The organism is Pseudomonas sp. HY7a-MNA-CIBAN-0227 (genome assembly GCF_040310325.1).
GTDB lineage: Bacteria > Pseudomonadota > Gammaproteobacteria > Pseudomonadales > Pseudomonadaceae > Aquipseudomonas.
Genome location: NZ_JBEOPT010000007.1, coordinates 170,182 through 186,487 on the forward strand (window position 1 = coordinate 170,182; position 16,306 = coordinate 186,487).

At 59.2% G+C, this 16,306-nt stretch carries 16 protein-coding genes; 2 read left to right on the plus strand and 14 right to left on the minus strand.

Annotated elements, in window-relative coordinates:
* Nucleotides 1-84 precede the first annotated feature (84 nt).
* Together AAEZ06_RS14300 and AAEZ06_RS14305 are read right to left on the minus strand one after the other, a co-directional pair.
* A complete protein-coding gene (locus AAEZ06_RS14300) occupies nt 85-282 on the minus strand; it encodes a hypothetical protein (protein WP_149412697.1) in 198 nt (65 codons plus the stop codon).
* Nucleotides 282-731 carry a hypothetical protein gene (locus tag AAEZ06_RS14305; RefSeq protein ID WP_178114417.1) on the minus strand — a complete coding sequence of 150 codons (450 nt, stop codon included), beginning with the start codon at nt 729-731 and terminating at the stop codon, nt 282-284. The genes AAEZ06_RS14300 and AAEZ06_RS14305 overlap by 1 nt, the downstream gene beginning before the upstream one ends.
* A gap of 796 nt (nt 732-1,527) precedes the next feature.
* Here AAEZ06_RS14305 and AAEZ06_RS14310 point away from each other — a divergent pair.
* Nucleotides 1,528-1,758 carry a hypothetical protein gene (locus AAEZ06_RS14310; protein ID WP_149412699.1) on the plus strand — a complete coding sequence of 77 codons (231 nt, stop codon included), beginning with the start codon at nt 1,528-1,530 and terminating at the stop codon, nt 1,756-1,758.
* Nucleotides 1,759-1,842: 84 nt separating this feature from the next.
* Nucleotides 1,843-2,076, plus strand: coding sequence for a DUF2789 domain-containing protein (locus AAEZ06_RS14315; protein WP_149412700.1), 234 nt, complete (start codon nt 1,843-1,845; stop codon nt 2,074-2,076).
* Nucleotides 2,077-2,086: 10 nt separating this feature from the next.
* Here the strand turns inward: AAEZ06_RS14315 and AAEZ06_RS14320 are convergent, their stop codons facing one another.
* The 12 genes from AAEZ06_RS14320 to AAEZ06_RS14375 all read right to left on the minus strand — a co-directional run bounded on the left by AAEZ06_RS14320 (nt 2,087) and on the right by AAEZ06_RS14375 (nt 16,299).
* Nucleotides 2,087-2,290 (minus strand): hypothetical protein, encoded by a 204-nt coding sequence (locus tag AAEZ06_RS14320; RefSeq protein ID WP_149412701.1) that lies wholly within the window; start codon nt 2,288-2,290, stop codon nt 2,087-2,089.
* Between the two features lie 122 nt (nt 2,291-2,412).
* Nucleotides 2,413-4,017 (minus strand): methyl-accepting chemotaxis protein, encoded by a 1,605-nt coding sequence (locus tag AAEZ06_RS14325; protein ID WP_149412702.1) that lies wholly within the window; start codon nt 4,015-4,017, stop codon nt 2,413-2,415.
* A gap of 171 nt (nt 4,018-4,188) precedes the next feature.
* Nucleotides 4,189-4,593, minus strand: coding sequence for a TraR/DksA family transcriptional regulator (locus AAEZ06_RS14330; RefSeq protein WP_149412703.1), 405 nt, complete (start codon nt 4,591-4,593; stop codon nt 4,189-4,191).
* Between the two features lie 338 nt (nt 4,594-4,931).
* Nucleotides 4,932-5,984, minus strand: a complete 1,053-nt coding sequence (locus AAEZ06_RS14335; RefSeq protein ID WP_178114411.1) for an ABC transporter permease — start codon at nt 5,982-5,984, stop codon at nt 4,932-4,934.
* A gap of 60 nt (nt 5,985-6,044) precedes the next feature.
* Entirely contained in the window at nt 6,045-7,604 is a 1,560-nt protein-coding gene (locus AAEZ06_RS14340) for a sugar ABC transporter ATP-binding protein (RefSeq protein WP_149412704.1), read from the minus strand.
* 67 nt (nt 7,605-7,671) lie between these two features.
* Nucleotides 7,672-8,607, minus strand: a complete 936-nt coding sequence (locus AAEZ06_RS14345) for a sugar ABC transporter substrate-binding protein (RefSeq protein ID WP_149412705.1) — start codon at nt 8,605-8,607, stop codon at nt 7,672-7,674.
* Nucleotides 8,608-8,981: 374 nt separating this feature from the next.
* Nucleotides 8,982-10,034 carry a Gfo/Idh/MocA family protein gene (locus tag AAEZ06_RS14350; protein ID WP_149412706.1) on the minus strand — a complete coding sequence of 351 codons (1,053 nt, stop codon included), beginning with the start codon at nt 10,032-10,034 and terminating at the stop codon, nt 8,982-8,984.
* 12 nt (nt 10,035-10,046) lie between these two features.
* Nucleotides 10,047-10,907 carry a sugar phosphate isomerase/epimerase family protein gene (locus tag AAEZ06_RS14355; RefSeq protein WP_149412707.1) on the minus strand — a complete coding sequence of 287 codons (861 nt, stop codon included), beginning with the start codon at nt 10,905-10,907 and terminating at the stop codon, nt 10,047-10,049.
* An 18-nt stretch (nt 10,908-10,925) separates the two neighbouring features.
* Nucleotides 10,926-11,936, minus strand: coding sequence for a bifunctional inositol 2-dehydrogenase/D-chiro-inositol 1-dehydrogenase (gene iolG / locus AAEZ06_RS14360; RefSeq protein ID WP_149412708.1), 1,011 nt, complete (start codon nt 11,934-11,936; stop codon nt 10,926-10,928).
* A 15-nt stretch (nt 11,937-11,951) separates the two neighbouring features.
* Nucleotides 11,952-13,883, minus strand: a complete 1,932-nt coding sequence (iolD, locus tag AAEZ06_RS14365; RefSeq protein WP_149412709.1) for a 3D-(3,5/4)-trihydroxycyclohexane-1,2-dione acylhydrolase (decyclizing) — start codon at nt 13,881-13,883, stop codon at nt 11,952-11,954.
* Nucleotides 13,884-13,947: 64 nt separating this feature from the next.
* Nucleotides 13,948-14,769 (minus strand): TIM barrel protein, encoded by an 822-nt coding sequence (locus AAEZ06_RS14370; protein ID WP_149412710.1) that lies wholly within the window; start codon nt 14,767-14,769, stop codon nt 13,948-13,950.
* A 27-nt stretch (nt 14,770-14,796) separates the two neighbouring features.
* Nucleotides 14,797-16,299, minus strand: a complete 1,503-nt coding sequence (locus tag AAEZ06_RS14375; RefSeq protein ID WP_350614897.1) for a CoA-acylating methylmalonate-semialdehyde dehydrogenase — start codon at nt 16,297-16,299, stop codon at nt 14,797-14,799.
* Between the last annotated feature and the right edge of the window lie 7 nt (nt 16,300-16,306).

A 16,306-nucleotide genomic window follows, 5' to 3' on the forward strand; every position in this document is an offset into this window, starting at 1 on the left:
TGCTGTAACACCGCGAAGCCTCTGAATACTTAAGTCAACTCAACTGTAGTAGAGGTTTCGATGAACAAGGCAGGTCGCTTGCCTTTACGGCAGATTATGCAAATGCTGCAACTCTCGGCGCACCATGCTGGCGTACTCGGCGGGACGTAGTTCGTACAACTGGCTGGCCACCCAGTTCAACCAGGCACCCTGCAAATCACCCTTGCGGGCAAACAACTCGGCCGCCTTCGCCTGGGAGTCCGACAAGTGCTGCTGGTGAAATTGCGCCCGGTCCAGGCTCATTACTCGCTGGCCTTGAAGGTCACGAGTTCACCCTTGCGCCACTTGGCAGCCTTGCCGGTCACGGCTTTCAGGGTTTTGGTCAAACCTTCCTGCAGCTGTTCGTTGGCAGCGAAGACCAGCATCACGTTGTGACCTTCCTTGAACACAATGCCCTGGCCTTCAGCCGAGGAAACAAACGCATAGTCGCCCAGCCCATACACAGTCAACTTGATATCGCGGAACTTGAGTTCGAACTTGCCACCTTCACGGCTCGGCAATACAGCTGCACGAAAATGATCACCCACCTTGAGTTCTAGTCGCTGTTTGTCGTCTACCACCATCGCTGCCTCTGTATCGACTTCGGCGATGTAAATGCCTTCAGGCGTTTGTTCAGTGATGTAGACAAAACGGGATTGAAACTGTTTGACCAACTTTGCGCGCAAATCACCCAACACGAACAATGCGTGCATATCCAGATTACTGACTGCCAAGGAAACGCCCCCACATCAAAAAAGGTGCTACCTGCCCAAGCGGGCAGCACGAAAAAGCGGCCAATACGGCACGGTCATGAAATATGTAACACAGAAAAAGCTGAAAAAAACTCCCACCACGGCGCCGCAAGACCCGTGCAGACGTGCCCGACGGACCTTAAGCGAAGGTCGTCAGGCGTTGCAGGAAATCATAAGTTCAACCTCCAGAGAATACTGGACGATCAACTTCAGAGAATAACCCATTTGAAAATGTAGTTTTCCGACAGCCAAAACGAAAGAAAATACCTTGGTCTGGAACCAGGCGTCGGATGCTGACGGCAATACTAAAACAGCAACACGGGTCAAAACCACCCGAAAGAACTGCAAGCGGGTCAACAGCACCGATCGACAGGAGCTGACCATGCAACTACTTCAACACCGCTCTGCCCTTTCACACGCGGGCTCAGCATTTATCGATGACGGTGTATTCTACAGCCTGGACGCCGATGGCGGGTGCCTGCATTCAGCCATGTATCGGGTAGTGCCCGCAGGAAGAAACTTTTTCCACATCCTGGAAGTGTCCAGCGGTCGAATCAAAGGCTTTCGCCCTGGCCAAAAAACTCGAAGCCCTCATGTACGCACCGACGGTGCTGAGTGCCCAGGGTTGTCGTTTCGTCACATCAACCACTTTACTGCGCCACCAGCCAACAACAACTGCCATACTGGCCCGTCCAATGAAGTTTGCCCCATGCGGCATGGGTTCATCAGCGCAATTACCTCCAAGGGAAGGCTATACGTGACGGAATTTGATATAGGCGAATTTTTCATCCATGGCGAAGCCAGGGAAGTAGACGGCGAATTTCAAGCCGTGATTGTCATGCGGGCAAAGGCACCTCTGACCACGATCACTGCTCACCAGGTGGAAAAGGATCGTTGGTTCAAAACCGTAGACGCTGCCGCAGCGGCCGCCAAGGATGCCGCCCAGGCACTTAAAAACGCCGTCGACTCAGGGGCGCTGACCTCGTAACTGGCCGGACGCAATAATCAGATCGAACTCTCCAGCGCGCAAAACCTCCCATGCATACCGATGACTTCGCCCATGGAGAACGATATGGAAGCGCCAACACATACCCTTGAAAACCTGTTTGAACAGTTGGGGCTGGATGCTTCCCCGAAGATGATCGACAGCTTTATCGGCCAGCATCACTTGCCTGAAGACGTGAAGTTGATCGACGCACCGTTCTGGTCACCACAGCAGGCTCAATTTTTAAAAGAAGAACTGCGTGAAGATGCCGACTGGGCTATCGCCGTGGATGAACTGAACCAGCGCCTCCATCAGTCGTAGTAGGCTGGATTCAATGCAGGCGGTCTGATTGTTCCGCCCTCAGCAGCGCCTGCCAGGCAGCACGGCATTCTTCGGCTTCATCGCGACTGGCGAAGGCCGTGCCGCGCTGTTCACCGTTGAGCAACACCACCCAACAGGCCTTGCGTCCCAGCGCGCGCAGCGTTGGCGGCACACCACTGCCGATCATCACGGCGACATCGACTTTGCTTTGCATTAAGGTTCTCCGCACAGTTAGTTAGCAAGCTAACAATACTGCTCATGCTACGGTTTTCCTCCCGCTGGAAAAAGCTATCTGCGGAATAGCTTCATTACATGGCCGGTAACAATCACCTTCAGTTAACGTCCTTCAGGCTTGTACCCCAATCGTAAACCACCCCAATGCCGGCCCTTGACCATGATCGGCACCGAGAGGTCGTGCATCAACTCGCCGGTATCGCGCGTGTAGGTCTGCAACAACACTGCCTGCTGATGACTGCCACAGCGAATCCCGGTGCGGTCTTCGAACTTGCGCTTGGTGCGGTTGTGCACCGCGTCTACCTGGGCATCACCCGTCAACGCCTGTGAAAAAGCCTTGTTGTGGGTCGGCACATAGCCTTGGGGCGTGCAAGCGATGGCAAATACCAGGCCTTCATGACGGGGTAGCAACGCTTCCTGGATGCTCGGCAAAACCTGGTCGGTATAGCCGTCGAAACGGCTGTGATACTTGCTGGGGCTGGTCTTGGGGATCAGCGTATAGCTGCGGTTGAACAGGTCATCGAGGCTGACGCGATTTTGCAGGACATCGGCCTCAAACTGCGCGGCGATCTGGCTGGCGCCCTCCCGGGCCAGGTCGTAGATGCGCTGGTGATAGTCGTCGAGGCCGACTTCAGCCAGACGTTCGCTGATGGTTTCGGCCTGCCCTTCCATTTGCACAGCGGCCTGCGCCAGTTGTCGGGTTTGCTGGTCGCTGACGGTCAAATCGCTGCGCATCTGTTCCACCGCATGGAACAAACTGTCGAGTTGCTCGCGGTTGGTGTCAGTGCCCTGGGCGATCTCGCCGACCTGGCCTTCCACATCCGCTGCCAGGGTGGCAATACTCTCCAGTTGCTGGCCAGCCTGTTCCACCTGCTCTACGCCGGACTGCAAATCCGCCGACAGCTGGCGGATCTGCTCCACCACCTGGCCGGTGCGTTGCTGAATATCGGCGACCATCACCCCGACTTCATCGGTAGCGGTGGCCGTTCGACCGGCCAGCCCGCGCACCTCATCGGCCACCACCGCAAAACCGCGACCGTGCTCACCAGCCCGGGCCGCTTCAATGGCGGCATTCAAGGCCAACAGATTGGTTTGGCTGGCGATGGACTGGATCACCAGCGTGACCCGCTGGATTTCTTCACTGCGCAGGCTCAACGCCTCGATCAACTGGCGGCTGTCATTGGCGCGCTGGCTGAGCTGATGCATGCGGGTGATGGACTCGGCCAGCACCATGCGGCCTTCGGTGCTGCGCTGGTGAGCCTGGCTGGCGGCGCCCAGGGCCTGGCGGCTGAGTTGGGAAGTGACCTGCTCGGTGCCGATCATGACTTCGGCGCTGCTGACAATCTGCTGGGCGGCGCTCAATTGCGACTGCAGCCTAGCGGCCAGTTGCTTGACCGAATAGGCCACGCCAGCGGCCGACAGAGCGTTGTGGCTGGTGGTGTAGGACAGATCGCGAGTCAATTCACCCATGGCGTCGTGGGCCACCGCTGGCGCGGCGCTGGGTGTTCGGGTTTTCAGGCGGGGCAGCCAGATCAGCAGCAGGGCCACCGGCAGGCAGAGGTAAATCGACAGGTTGGCGAATGCCAGGCCAAGCAGCAACAGCACCAGGGCGACGCTTTGCAGCAGTGGTGTCACCCAACCGGGCAGATGGCGAGCCACCGTTTGCGGCGGCACCGCTGCGCCTGTCAGAGATCCGTCCCCAGCCATGTTGTCACCCCACTGCTTGTCGTTATTGTGTCTGCATTAAACGCCACTATCCGGCCATTATCCATGGGCCTTTGGTGTTAGGGAGCGCAGCAGATCAATAGACGGGAGAGGGGCAGGGTCTATAGGCCGAACGGTTCTGTAATGAGCGGGCAAGCCCGCTCGCCACGCGCATCAAGCTTGACGCTGATGCTTGTCGATTTGCTCGTGGCGCTCTTGCGCTTCGATGCAGTACTTGGTGGTCGGGCTGATCAGCAGGCGCTTAAGGCCAATAGCCTCGCCGCTGTCGTCACACCAGCCAAAGGAGTCATCATTGATGCGACCCAGGGCCTGTTCCAGTTGCGGCAGCAGGCGCTGGTCGCGATCGATGGCGTTGACCAGCCAGGTGCGCTCTTCTTCCACAGAAGCAGCGTCAGCCGGATCAGCCGGGGTGTCCAGGCTTTCAATGGCGATGCGGTTCTGCTCAATGCGCTCGTGGTGCTCGACTTTCATGGCTTGCAGCAACTTTTCAAAGAAAGCGTGCTGTTCGGCATTCATGTAGTCATCCGCCGGCATGGCCAGCAACTTTTCCTTTGTCATTGATTTCTCTATAAAAAATACGTGCATCAAGGCGAATAAGGGAGCGTTCCGGTCGACCTTTGCAGGTCTCGGAAAGGCGCCGTCCATTTCAAGCGCCTCCCGGCACTCAATTTACGAGGGGCGGCAGTCTAAGGCCGACTTGAGGGCTCAGCAACTGAAATGACAGGCAATTTGTCCGACACTTCCCCAAAAGGCACCAGGACGGGCTCGGCAGGCAGTTATCGGAGTGCGTTTATAGCAAGAAATTCAATCGGGCAGCTATAAGCATTAAGCTGCAAGCGACAAGCTGCAAGCTTCACATGGCTTGCAGCTTATAACTTGCAGCGTGTCGCAGCTCTTCAGCGCTTTAGTTTGCGCTTGTTGCGATACTGGTCGATCACTACCGCCACCACGATGATCAGGCCCTTGATGATGTCCTGGATATAGGCATCCACCCCGACAAAGGTGAACCCGCTGGCCATCACCCCGAGGATCAGCGCGCCGATCACGGTGCCGGTGATGCGCCCTACCCCGCCCGCCAGGCTGGTGCCGCCGATCACCGCAGCGGCAATCGCGTCCAGCTCATAAGACATGCCCATCCCGGCCTGCCCGGTGGCCGCCCGGGCCGATGCCACCACGCCCGCCAACCCGGCGAGCAAGCCGGCGATGCTGTAGACGATGATCAGGTGACGCTTGACGTTGATGCCCGACGTACGCGCCGCCTGCATGTTGCCGCCGATGGCGTAGGTGTATTTGCCGTACTTGGTGTAGCGCAGGGCAATGTGAAAAATCACCGCCACCACCAGAAAGATGATCACCGGCATCGCGCCATGGCCGATGGCGGTGTAGGAATCCGAGAGCATGCTCACCGGCTGGCCTTCGGTGTAATAACGAGCCAGGCCACGGGCCGAGACCATCATGCCCAGCGTCGCAATAAACGGCGGAATGCCGGTGATGGCAATGATGCTGCCGTTGATCGCCCCCGCCAGTAGCCCGACCCCCAACCCCACTACCACCGGAATCCACACCGGCAAGTCGGTCAGCGACGGAAACACCGCCCGGGAAAAATCGGACGTCTGCGCCAGGCTGGCGGCAATCATCGCCGACAACGCCAATACCGAGCCGGAAGACAGGTCAATACCGGTGGTGATGATCACCTGCGTCACGCCAATCGCCAGCAACCCGATGATCGACACTTGCAGGATCATCAGCACCAGGCGCTGGGAGTTCATCAAAAAACTCTGGTCACGGACGATCCAGCCGAACACTTCGAACACCAGGCCGATACCGATCAGCACCAGGAAGATGCTCAGTTCCGTGGGGAACCGCCGACGGCTCTTGACCGGCGCCGTGAGTGGTTTGTTTTCCGCCGGCTTTTTTTCCGAAGATTGGTTTTCCAGTATCGCGTTCATAACCACTCACCTTTTTTATTCCGTTGCGCCAGCCAACCGCAGGCTCGCGCGCTGTGTTCGTTAGTGGACCGCCGTCATACCGGAAGCCAGTTGCATGACTTTTTCCTGGGTCGCCTCAGCGCGGTCCAGGGTGCCCATCAGGTCGCCTTCATGCATAACCATCACCCGGTCGCTCATGCCCAGCACTTCCGGCAGCTCCGAAGAAATCATGATCACTGCCATGCCTTCGCTGGCCAGGTAGGAAATCAGCCGGTAAATCTCGGCCTTGGCGCCAACGTCGATACCACGGGTGGGTTCGTCGAGAATCAGCAAGCGCGGGTTGGTCATCAGCCAGCGGGCCAGCAAGGCCTTCTGCTGGTTGCCACCGGAGAGAGTATCAATGCACTGTTCAAGGGACGGGGTTTTCACCCGTAGCTTCGTACACATGTCTTCGCACAGCGCCCGCAGGGCTTTCTGCTGGATAAAGCCGTTGCCCGAATAATGCGGTATCACGGCCATTTCCATGTTTTCCAGGACCGAGAGGCAAGGGAACAGGCCACTGAGCTTGCGGTCCTCGGTCAACAGCGCAAAGCCTTTCTCGATGGCCATGTGCGGGTCGCTGATGCGCACCACCTGGCCGTCGAGCTGGATTTCGCCACCGCTGCTGGGGGTGATGCCGAAAATGGTTTCTGCCACGTTGGTACGACCCGACCCCATCAGCCCGGCGATGCCGAGGATCTCGCCGGCATGCAGATCAAAAGACACGCCCTTGAACACACCGTCCAGACGCAGGTCGCGCACCGACAACAGCAAATCGCCAATGGGTTTCTCGCGCTCCGGGAACAGCTGGCTCAGCTCACGGCCCACCATCATCGAGATCAGGCTGTCGCCGTTCATGCTGTCGGCCCGCTGCAGGCCGATATAGGCGCCATCGCGAAACACTGCCACTTCATCGGCAATGGCAAACACTTCGTTCATTTTGTGGGTGATGTAGATGATGCCTTTGCCCTGGGACTTGAGGTCGGCAATGATCGAAAACAGATGGGCGACTTCCTTGTCGGTAATCGCCGAGGTGGGTTCGTCCATGATCAGGATGTCGGAGTCGTAGGACACCGCCTTGGCAATTTCCACCATCTGCCGCTCGGCGATGCTCAGGTTGCCGACCTGCTCCTCCGGGTCCAGGTTGATGCGCAGGCGCTCCAGCAACTGCGCGGTGCAGCGGTGCATTTCCCGGTGATTGACCATGCGCAGGCTGTTGAGCTGTTCGCGGCCGATCCAGATGTTCTCGGCGATGCTCATGTGGGGCATCAGGTTGAGTTCCTGGTGGATCATCGCGACCCCCGACTGCAATGCCGCTAGCGGCGTGTCGAAAACGATCGGTTTGCCCCGCAGGCGGATTTCACCGGAGTCCGGCTGGTAGATGCCAGCGATGATCTTCATCAGCGTCGACTTGCCCGCGCCGTTCTCGCCCATCAGCGCCAGCACCGAGCCCGGACGCACCCGCAGTTGCACATCGTCCAGGGCTACGACACCGGGAAAACCTTTGCTGATATTGACGATTTCCAGCAGGTAGGGTTCTTCCAGCGCCGTTGGCTGGATACCGGCCAGCGGGGCCTGCGAAGCAGTCGCTTGAGCGAACATATCGGGTACTCCATCAGCAGGGCTGCCGTGGCGCCCTGCCGGCTTATTGTTGTTATTAAGTGAAGGACTATTTGAAATCTTTAACGTTGTCCGGGGTGATCAATTTGAACGGCACCAAAAGGTTCTGCTCGACCGGCTCGTTCTTGGCCATTTTGACCGCCGCCTCCACCGAACCGACAGCCTGGCCGTTGGCATCCTGGAACACCGAGACCGCCATATCACCCTTGGTGATCGCGTTCAAACCGTCCGGCGTACCGTCGACACCGCCGATCAGCACACTGCCTTTCTCGACACCCGCAGTTCTCAGGGCCATGGCAGCACCGATGGCCATCTCGTCATTGTTGGAAACCACCGCGTCGAATTTACGGCCTTGGGTCACCCAGTCGTTCACCAGCGTCATGCCCTTGTCCCGCAGCCAGATCCCGGTCTGCTCCTGTTCAATCTTGATGCCCGGGTATTTGGCCAAGACTTCTTTTACACCTTTGGTGCGGTTGGTCGTGGCGTTATTCGCCAAGTCCCCCAGCAGAATCACGATGTTGCCCTTGCCGCCCATCTTCTCGGCCAGGTATTGCATTTGCAGGCGGCCAGCCTCTACGTCATCGGAAGCCACGGTGACCACGCCCTTGGGCAGGTCCTTCTGGTCAGGGCGGCGGTTGACATAAATCAGCGGAATACCGGCGTCGACCGCCGCTTTGGTGATTCTTGCGGTGGACGCCGTGTCTACCGGGTTGACCACAATGGCGTCGACCTTCTGGCTGATAAAGTTTTCTACCTGGCTGAGCTGCTTGACCACATCGGCGCGGGCGTCTTCGAACTGCAGTTGTACGCCTTCACCCTTGGGATAGGACTTGGCTTGCTTGTCCATGTCCTCACGCAGGTAGGTCAGCCAGGTGTCGTCGAACTGCGACATGCTCACACCGACCTTGATGTCGGCGGCCGTGGCCACACCACTGGCAAGCATCATGGACAGGGCCAGCGAGGCAAAACGGATATTGGTCTTCATGAACGGTCTGTCTCCAATTTCTTGTTGGTTTTTTGGACGTTGCGTTTTTCAGAGCATTATTTTGGCGACGGCAGCCGAACAATCGGCGCCCCCGGAATGCAGCACACCAGGGCGCCCTTGCTTTCGACGCAAAGGACATTAAGGAAGGAGAAATACAGCGGCCGTGCACGGGGCACATCGCGGGGCGGGAAGGCAGAGTGTAAAACTCGCAGTGCAGCGTTGAAGATTTTCATCTGACGGTACCTGGTTGTTTTTGTGTCTTGTTTTTGTTGAGTCGTCCTCCACCGCCTCAACGGCAGATCGGGACGTCACTATGAGCAACCTGGAAATGACTTTATTGGAAAATAATTTCCACATCAACAAGTTTTAGAATTTTATTCTATTTTTGTTCCATAACCCTCGACAGCGGCCATTTCCACTACTTGTTGACGCTCGGCGCTGAGCCGTGCGGCGTCCAGCACACGGGTGGTCTCCAAGGCATCACGGGCATCCACCGGCAATGGACCCTGGCCTTGAACAGCGGTTTGCAGCTGGCGATAGAATTGGTTCCAGCAACCCTTTTCCGAGGGCACACGCTCACGCTCCGGACCTTGTTCGAACCAGCCCCAGCGTCGGTGTTCTTCCGCGCCCCAGTGCTCACCCTCGGTTTTCGGGGTTTTGCCGGCCATCAACGCGTCTTCCTGACCATCCAGGCCTTCAACGGTGTAACAGCCTGCGCTGCCGTTAACCCGAAAACGCGGCGCCTGGCTGTTTTGCAGGGCGCTGCCCCACAGGTGCGAGATCACCCCGTTGGCGTGGGTCAGGGAAACAAAGAAGCCATGGTCGAGGCTGGGGTGTTCAGCGCTGTAGTGCAATTGCGCGAAGACCCGATCCACCGAGCCAAACAATTGCATCGCCTGGTCCACCAGATGGCTGCCAAGGTCACGCAGGAACCCGCCGCCACTGGCATTGCCCACGGACGCGGGGTTGTAACGCTCCACTCGGGATTCAAAGCGGGTGATGGTGCCCAGGGCGCCGGCGTTGATCAGCTTGCGCAGGGTGAGGAAATCCGAGTCCCAGCGCCGATTCTGGTAGACGCTCAGCAACACGCCCTGACGCTCGGCAGCAGTAATCAAGGCCCCCGCCTGGGCGGCATTGCTGGCGAACGGTTTGTCGCTGACCACCGCCACACCGTGTTCGATCGCTTCCAGTACCAGCGCTGGGCGACCTTTGAGTGTGGTGGAGATCACCAAGGCGTCGACACCGGCCTCAACGATCTGCTCGATGCTGTCGAAGGCCTTGACCTCAGGGTGTTCGGTCGCCAGTTGCTGGCGCCGCTCGGGTGAACGGGTGACAACACCGACAAAGGTTGCTCCCGGCAGACTGGCAATCAGCGGTGCGTGAAAAAAACGGCCACCGTGGCCGTATCCGACTAGTCCGATTCGCATGGGTCGATTCCTTTATTGGCAAAGTTCGCGGGTCACCCGTTCCAGCATCATCCGGTTGGACTCATCCGGCCGGTCTTCCCAGGCGAACACCGAGACCGTGGCGATGCCATCAAACTTGATCTCCCGCAAGGTGCCGAAAAACGCGTCCCAGTTCACCTCGCCCTGGCCGATATCCAGATGTTGATGCACGGTGGCAGTGACGCCCGGCGGGTTGACGATGTAGCGCAAGTTGGAGGACGCCCGGTGGTTGTAAGTGTCGGCGATGATCAGGTGGCTAAGCTTGGAGCCCGCGTACTTGAGCATCGAGGCGATATCACCCTTGCCGTCGTCGTAGAAAAAGGTGTGGGGCGCGGCATACAAGTAGTTGATCCAGTCGCGATCCAGCCCGCGAATGATGTCCACTGACTCGTTGTTGCGCTCGCAAAAGTCATAGGGATGAGCCTGGATATCCAGCTTGATGCTTTCGCGCTCGAACTCGGGCATCAGTTCGTCCATGGAACGCATGAACTGGTTTTCGCACACCAGCGGGTTGTCAGACTGGCCGGTGAACTCGGTATTGACCAGCTCACAGTCCATTTCCACGGCAATCTGAATCGCGCGCTTCCAGTTGCGCACGGCGGCGACGCGCAAGCCTTCATCGGCGGCGGCCCAGTGGTACATCGGCAGCAGGGATGAAAGCTGCACACCGGTGTCGCTCAGGGCCTTGCGAAATTCCTTGATCCGCGCCCGGTCGACCCGAGCGGCTTTGTAGAACGGGAGGAAATCCTCCCGGGGTGAAAGTTCGATGTGCTGGTAGCCGAGTTCGGCGACTTTATCGACCATCTTGCCCAGGGGCAGGTGGCGGTACATGTAAGGGTCCAGGGCGATACGCATGGATAGATTCTCCTATGATCAGCCGTAGAAATGTGGGCGCTCTGGCAGGCCGACTTTCACAATCTGCCCACTGTTTTGCGCCTCGATGCACGCATCCGCCGCCACCGCCGCCGCAAAACCATCCCACGCCGATGGCCCGCCCACCTGCCCAGCGCGCACGCCGTCGATAAATGCCTGCAACTCAACGTCATAGGCCGCAATAAACCGGTCCTTCCAGTCCATCAGAATCGCATTGGACAGCTTGGCGCCGCTGCGCAGTTGCACTTGGGAAGGTTCCGGCAGCCTGGCGATGCCGGTCTCCCCCACCACTTCGCACTGGATGTCGTAGCCGTACTGGCAGTTCACAAACACTTCCACGTCGATGCGCGTGCCCTTGGCGGTTTCCAGCAGGACGATCTGCGGGTCACGCAGATGCCCGTGAGCCTTGCTGGTCTTGCGCGGGAACACCACTTGCACCGACACATAGTCATCGGCCAGCAACCAGCGCAACACGTCCAACTCGTGGATCAAGGTGTCGGTGATCGCCATGTCGGTCTTGTAGTTCTCGCCCACGGTAGGGTTGCGGTGAGCGCAGTGCAGCATCAACGGCTCGCCGATCTGGCCGCTGTCGATCACCGCTTTCAAGGCTTGATAGCCCTGGTCGTAGGGGCGCATGAAACCCACCTGCACCAGACGCTTGCCGTGGGCCACTTCGGCCTCGACGATCTTGAGGCAGCCTGCGGCCGTCACCGCCAGGGGTTTTTCGCAGAACACCGGCTTGCCGGCGGCGATGGCGGCCAGCACGAACTCTTCGTGGCTCGGCCCCCAGGAAGTGACCAGGATCGCTTCGACTTGCGCCGAGTTGATGAGCGCGTGGCCGTCGGGGTAGACCTCGGCGGTGAGTTTCAAGTCGGCGACGACCTTGGCGGCCTGCTCAAGGTTGATGTCGGTGACGGCGACGACCTGGCTGTTGAGCAAGGTCTGGCTGCAACGACGGATATGATCCTGGCCGATGGCGCCAGTACCGATAACACCAAGTTTCAAAGACATGTAAGGACTCCTTTATCAGTACTGCCGGGCTTTGGCCAAGCGTTCATTGAGGGTTTTTGCCACCGCGTCGGTGCGCTCGCTGGTGGACGCCTGCGCCACACCGACCCGCCACCACGACAGGTATTTGTGAATCATGGTTTTGGGCAGAACCTTGATATCAATCAGCGTCGACACGGTTTGCGTACGCGCATCGGCCAACGCCGCCTGTAACTGCTCCACGGTGCTGACCTTGTAGGTTTTGCAGCCATAGGCCGCCGCGCTCATAGCGAAGTCCACCGGCACAAAACCACCGTCGAGCTTGCCGCTCTCGGGGTTGCGGAAACGGAACTCGGTGCCGAAGCTGTCCATGCCGTGCTCCATTTGCAGGTTGTTGATGCAACCAAAGGTCATATTGTCCAGCAGCACCACATTGATCTTGCGCCGCTCCTGGATCGAGGTGACCAGCTCCGAGTGCAGCATCATGTAGGAGCCATCGCCCACCAATGCGTACACCTCACGCTCAGGCTCGGCCAGCTTGACGCCCAAGGCGGCGTTGACCTCATAACCCATGCACGAATAGCCGTACTCGACGTGATAGGTATTCACGCCCTTGCTGCGCCAGCTGCGCTGCAAGTCACCGGGCAGGCTGCCGGCGGCGGCAACGATGATTGCGTCGTCGGCCAGGGTTTCATTGAGCACGCCCAGCACGCGGCTTTGAGTCAGGCAGGAGCCGGTCAGCTCGATAAACTCGCGCAGCACGGCCGGGTCCATGTGGTCGTTGATTTCCGGAACGAAGTTTTCGCTCTGGTATTGGGCCTGGTAGATGCGGTCAACTTCGGCATTCAACTGCGCCTTGGCGTCCCGTGGTTGATCGCCCCAGCTGGAGCGGTAGTCGCCCAAGACTTCGGACAAAGCCTCCAGGCCCACCTTGGCATCCGCCAGCAGCTGCACACCGTCCAGTTTCAACGCATCGCAAGGGCTGATATTGAGGTTGAGAAACTGCACCTCGGGATGCTTGAACAATGACTTCGATGAGGTGGTGAAGTCGGTGTAGCGAGTGCCGATGCCGATGATCAGGTCGGCCTCCGGGGCCAGCAGATTCGCCGCCAGGCAACCGGTTTCGCCGATACCGCCGAGGTTCAGCGGATGGGCTGAGACCACGGCGCTCTTGCCCGCCTGGGTTTCCGCGAAGGGAATGTCAAAGCGTTCGGCAAAGGCTTGCAACGCAGCATTGGCGCCAGAGTACTTGACCCCGCCACCGCAGATGATCAGCGGTTTACGCTTGCCCTTGAAAGCCGCGATCGCGTCGCCGAGCATGGCTTCGGTCGCCGGGCGGCGGTCGATACGATGCACGCGCTTTTGCAGGAAATAGTCGGGGTAGTCCCAGGCTTCAGCCTGCACATCTTGCGGCAAGGCCAGGGTCACGGCGCCGGTTTCGGCGGGGTCGGTAAGCACACGCATGGCGTGGATCGCCGCGCTCATCAACTGCTCGGGGCGGTTGATGCGGTCCCAGTATTTGCTGACGGCGCGGAAGGCGTCGTTGGTGCTGATGCTCAGGTCGTGGAACTGCTCGATCTGCTGTAGCACCGGGTCGGGCTGGCGGCTGGCGTAGACATCGCCGGGCAACAACAGCAACGGGATGCGGTTGGCCGTGGCGGTGGCCGCAGCGGTGAGCATATTGGCGGCGCCGGGGCCAACCGAAGAGGTGCAGGCGTAGATCTTGCGCCGCAGGTGCTGCTTGGCAAAACCGATGGCGGCATGGGCCATGCCCTGCTCGTTGCGGCCCTGATGCACCACCAGGTCACCGCTGTCCTGCTCAAGTGCCTGGCCCAGGCCCAGCACATTGCCGTGGCCGAAAATCGTGAAGATCCCGGCGACGAATTTGCTCTGCACGCCATCGACTTCGATGTACTGGTTGTCGAGGAACTTTACCAAGGCCTGGGCCATGGTCAATCGTGTGGTAGTCATGCTGCCCCCTGCACAAAAAATAAACTGTAGGAGTGAGATTGCTCGCTCCTACAGGGGATCTGGGTCAGGCCAGAGATTGTTTTAGATGGGCCATGCTCGCCCCCAGCGCCTGTTTGATATCTGCCAGGCCGTGCACGCTCTCGGCAAACGGCTCAAACGACAGGTAGCCGCTATAGCCGGTGCTGAGCAAGGTGTCGATCTGCGCCGCGTTGCCGAGGATATCGCCCTCGCCTACCAGCACTCGATGGCCGTCACGAATGGTCGCCAACGGTGCCTCGGCATCTTCCACGCCGGAGATATGCACCAACCCGGTCAATTCCGGGAAAAACTCATGCTCGCTGGCCAGGTGATGGTGAAAGGTGTCATGCACCAGGCGAAACACATCCAGGCCGCCCATGGACTTGATCGCGTCCACCGCCGTCTGTTTGCGCCGCAAGGAACATTCCTCGAAGCCCAAAGGCTCGATGAAGCCCAGAATCCCGTATTCGCGCAGGATCGGCGCCAGTTCGCTCAACGCCGTGCGCAAACCCGCCGCGCGCTGGGCCTCATTGCGCGAATCAGCGCGATCGTTCAGTGGGCACATCACCAGGCCCTGTGCGCCGCATTCGCGGGCATAGGTCGCCAGCTTCACCGCCTGGGCGCGGCGCTCGTCATTCCATACATCGAAGGGGTACAGGGCGTTGATCGACAGCACGGTGATGCCGTGCACCGCGCACAACTCGCGCACGCGACTGGCAGGCGTGCCGTCTTCAATCTCGATGCCCGCAAGGTCGTTGCGGATCTCGATGGCGTCGCATTTCAAGGTCACCGCCAGCTCGATAAACTCCGGCAGGGAAAGGCTGGGGGCGACCATGCGGTTCAGGGCGAAACGTAGAGGCGAGTTCATTGTTGTTGTGCTCCACACTCGAAAAAATTACTTGGCGGTTGGCATGCTGAATTCAGGACCCTTGGCAATGCTGTCAGGCCAACGCTGCATCACGCTTTTGTAGCGGCTGTAGAAACGAATACCTTCTTCGCCATAGGCGTGGTGGTCGCCAAACAGCGAGCGTTTCCAGCCACCAAACGAATGCCAGGCCATCGGCACCGGGATCGGCACATTGATGCCAACCATACCGACCTTGATGTTGCGGGCAAAGGCACGGGCGATGCCGCCGTCGCTGGTAAAGCAGGACACGCCGTTACCGAACTCATGGGCATTGATCAACGCCACGGCGCTGGCAAAATCCGCCACTCGCACAATGCCCAGCACCGGGCCAAAAATCTCTTGCTGGTAAATACTCATCTCGGTCGTGACGTTATCGAACAAGGTCGCGCCGACAAAAAAGCCACCCTCCGCACCCGGCACCTTGAAGCCCCGGCCATCGACAATCAGCTTCGCGCCCTGGGCCACGCCCTGGTCGATAAAGCCTTCCACCTTGGCCTTGTGCTCAGCGGTGACCAACGGCCCCATTTCGCTGTCCTTGTGCATACCGTTGCCGACCTTCAACTGGTCGATACGCGGCAGCAATTTGTCAATCAGCTTGTCACCGACATCGCCCACCACCACGGCAATGGAGATCGCCATGCAACGCTCGCCGGCCGAGCCGTACGCCGCGCCGATCAAGGCATCCGCTGCCTGGTCCAGATCGGCGTCGGGCATCACGATCATATGGTTCTTCGCGCCACCCAAGGCCTGCACGCGCTTGCCGCGCTGGGTGGCCTGCTGGTGGATGTACTCGGCAATGGGCGTGGAGCCAACAAAGGAAATCGCCTCGATATCGGGGTGCTGCAACAGGCCGTCTACCGCGCTCTTGTCGCCCTGGACCACGTTGAATACGCCATCGGGCAAGCCGGCCTGGGTCAGTAATTGCGCCATCAACAAACTGGCGGACGGGTCACGCTCGGAGGGCTTGAGGATGAAACAGTTACCGGTGGCCAGGGCCAGCGGGATCATCCACAGCGGCACCATTACCGGGAAGTTGAACGGCGTGATGCCGGCGCACACACCCAAAGGCTGGCGCAGGTTCCAGTTGTCGATACCACCGCCAATGTTGTCGCTAAAATCGGTTTTCAACAGGTTCGGCGCGCCGCAGGCGTACTCGACAATCTCGATGCCACGGGTCACTTCGCCCTTGGCGTCGGAGAACACCTTGCCGTGTTCGCGGCTGATGATCTCGGCCAACTGGTCATGGTGCAGGTCGAGCAATTCCTTGAACTTGAACAGCACCCGCGAGCGGCGCAGGGACGATTGCTCGGACCAGGCCGGGAATGCCTTCAAGGCCGAGGCCACCGCTTCGTCGACGGTCTTCTGGCTGGCCAGCCCGACTCGCGCCTGCACCTCGCCAGTGGCCGGGTTGAAGACATTGCTGAACCGCTCGCTACCGCTGTCCTGCACCTGGCCGTTGATGTAATGGCCGATCACCTGGGCGTTGCTCATTGTTGTT

What these genes read in the sequence shown, in the direction of transcription:
- AAEZ06_RS14350 (WP_149412706.1), bottom strand. Translation starts at nt 10,034, where the DNA reads ATGCGAATCGGACTAGTCGGATACGGCCACGGTGGCCGTTTTTTTCAC.
- iolG (WP_149412708.1), bottom strand. Translation starts at nt 11,936, where the DNA reads ATGTCTTTGAAACTTGGTGTTATCGGTACTGGCGCCATCGGCCAGGAT.
- AAEZ06_RS14330 (WP_149412703.1), bottom strand. Translation starts at nt 4,593, where the DNA reads ATGACAAAGGAAAAGTTGCTGGCCATGCCGGCGGATGACTACATGAAT.
- AAEZ06_RS14305 (WP_178114417.1), bottom strand. Translation starts at nt 731, where the DNA reads ATGCACGCATTGTTCGTGTTGGGTGATTTGCGCGCAAAGTTGGTCAAA.
- AAEZ06_RS14335 (WP_178114411.1), bottom strand. Translation starts at nt 5,984, where the DNA reads ATGAACGCGATACTGGAAAACCAATCTTCGGAAAAAAAGCCGGCGGAA.
- AAEZ06_RS14315 (WP_149412700.1), top strand. Translation starts at nt 1,843, where the DNA reads ATGGAAGCGCCAACACATACCCTTGAAAACCTGTTTGAACAGTTGGGG.
- AAEZ06_RS14370 (WP_149412710.1), bottom strand. Translation starts at nt 14,769, where the DNA reads ATGAACTCGCCTCTACGTTTCGCCCTGAACCGCATGGTCGCCCCCAGC.
- AAEZ06_RS14340 (WP_149412704.1), bottom strand. Translation starts at nt 7,604, where the DNA reads ATGTTCGCTCAAGCGACTGCTTCGCAGGCCCCGCTGGCCGGTATCCAG.
- AAEZ06_RS14325 (WP_149412702.1), bottom strand. Translation starts at nt 4,017, where the DNA reads ATGGCTGGGGACGGATCTCTGACAGGCGCAGCGGTGCCGCCGCAAACG.
- AAEZ06_RS14355 (WP_149412707.1), bottom strand. Translation starts at nt 10,907, where the DNA reads ATGCGTATCGCCCTGGACCCTTACATGTACCGCCACCTGCCCCTGGGC.
- AAEZ06_RS14320 (WP_149412701.1), bottom strand. Translation starts at nt 2,290, where the DNA reads ATGCAAAGCAAAGTCGATGTCGCCGTGATGATCGGCAGTGGTGTGCCG.
- AAEZ06_RS14375 (WP_350614897.1), bottom strand. Translation starts at nt 16,299, where the DNA reads ATGAGCAACGCCCAGGTGATCGGCCATTACATCAACGGCCAGGTGCAG.
- AAEZ06_RS14300 (WP_149412697.1), bottom strand. Translation starts at nt 282, where the DNA reads ATGAGCCTGGACCGGGCGCAATTTCACCAGCAGCACTTGTCGGACTCC.
- iolD (WP_149412709.1), bottom strand. Translation starts at nt 13,883, where the DNA reads ATGACTACCACACGATTGACCATGGCCCAGGCCTTGGTAAAGTTCCTC.
- AAEZ06_RS14345 (WP_149412705.1), bottom strand. Translation starts at nt 8,607, where the DNA reads ATGAAGACCAATATCCGTTTTGCCTCGCTGGCCCTGTCCATGATGCTT.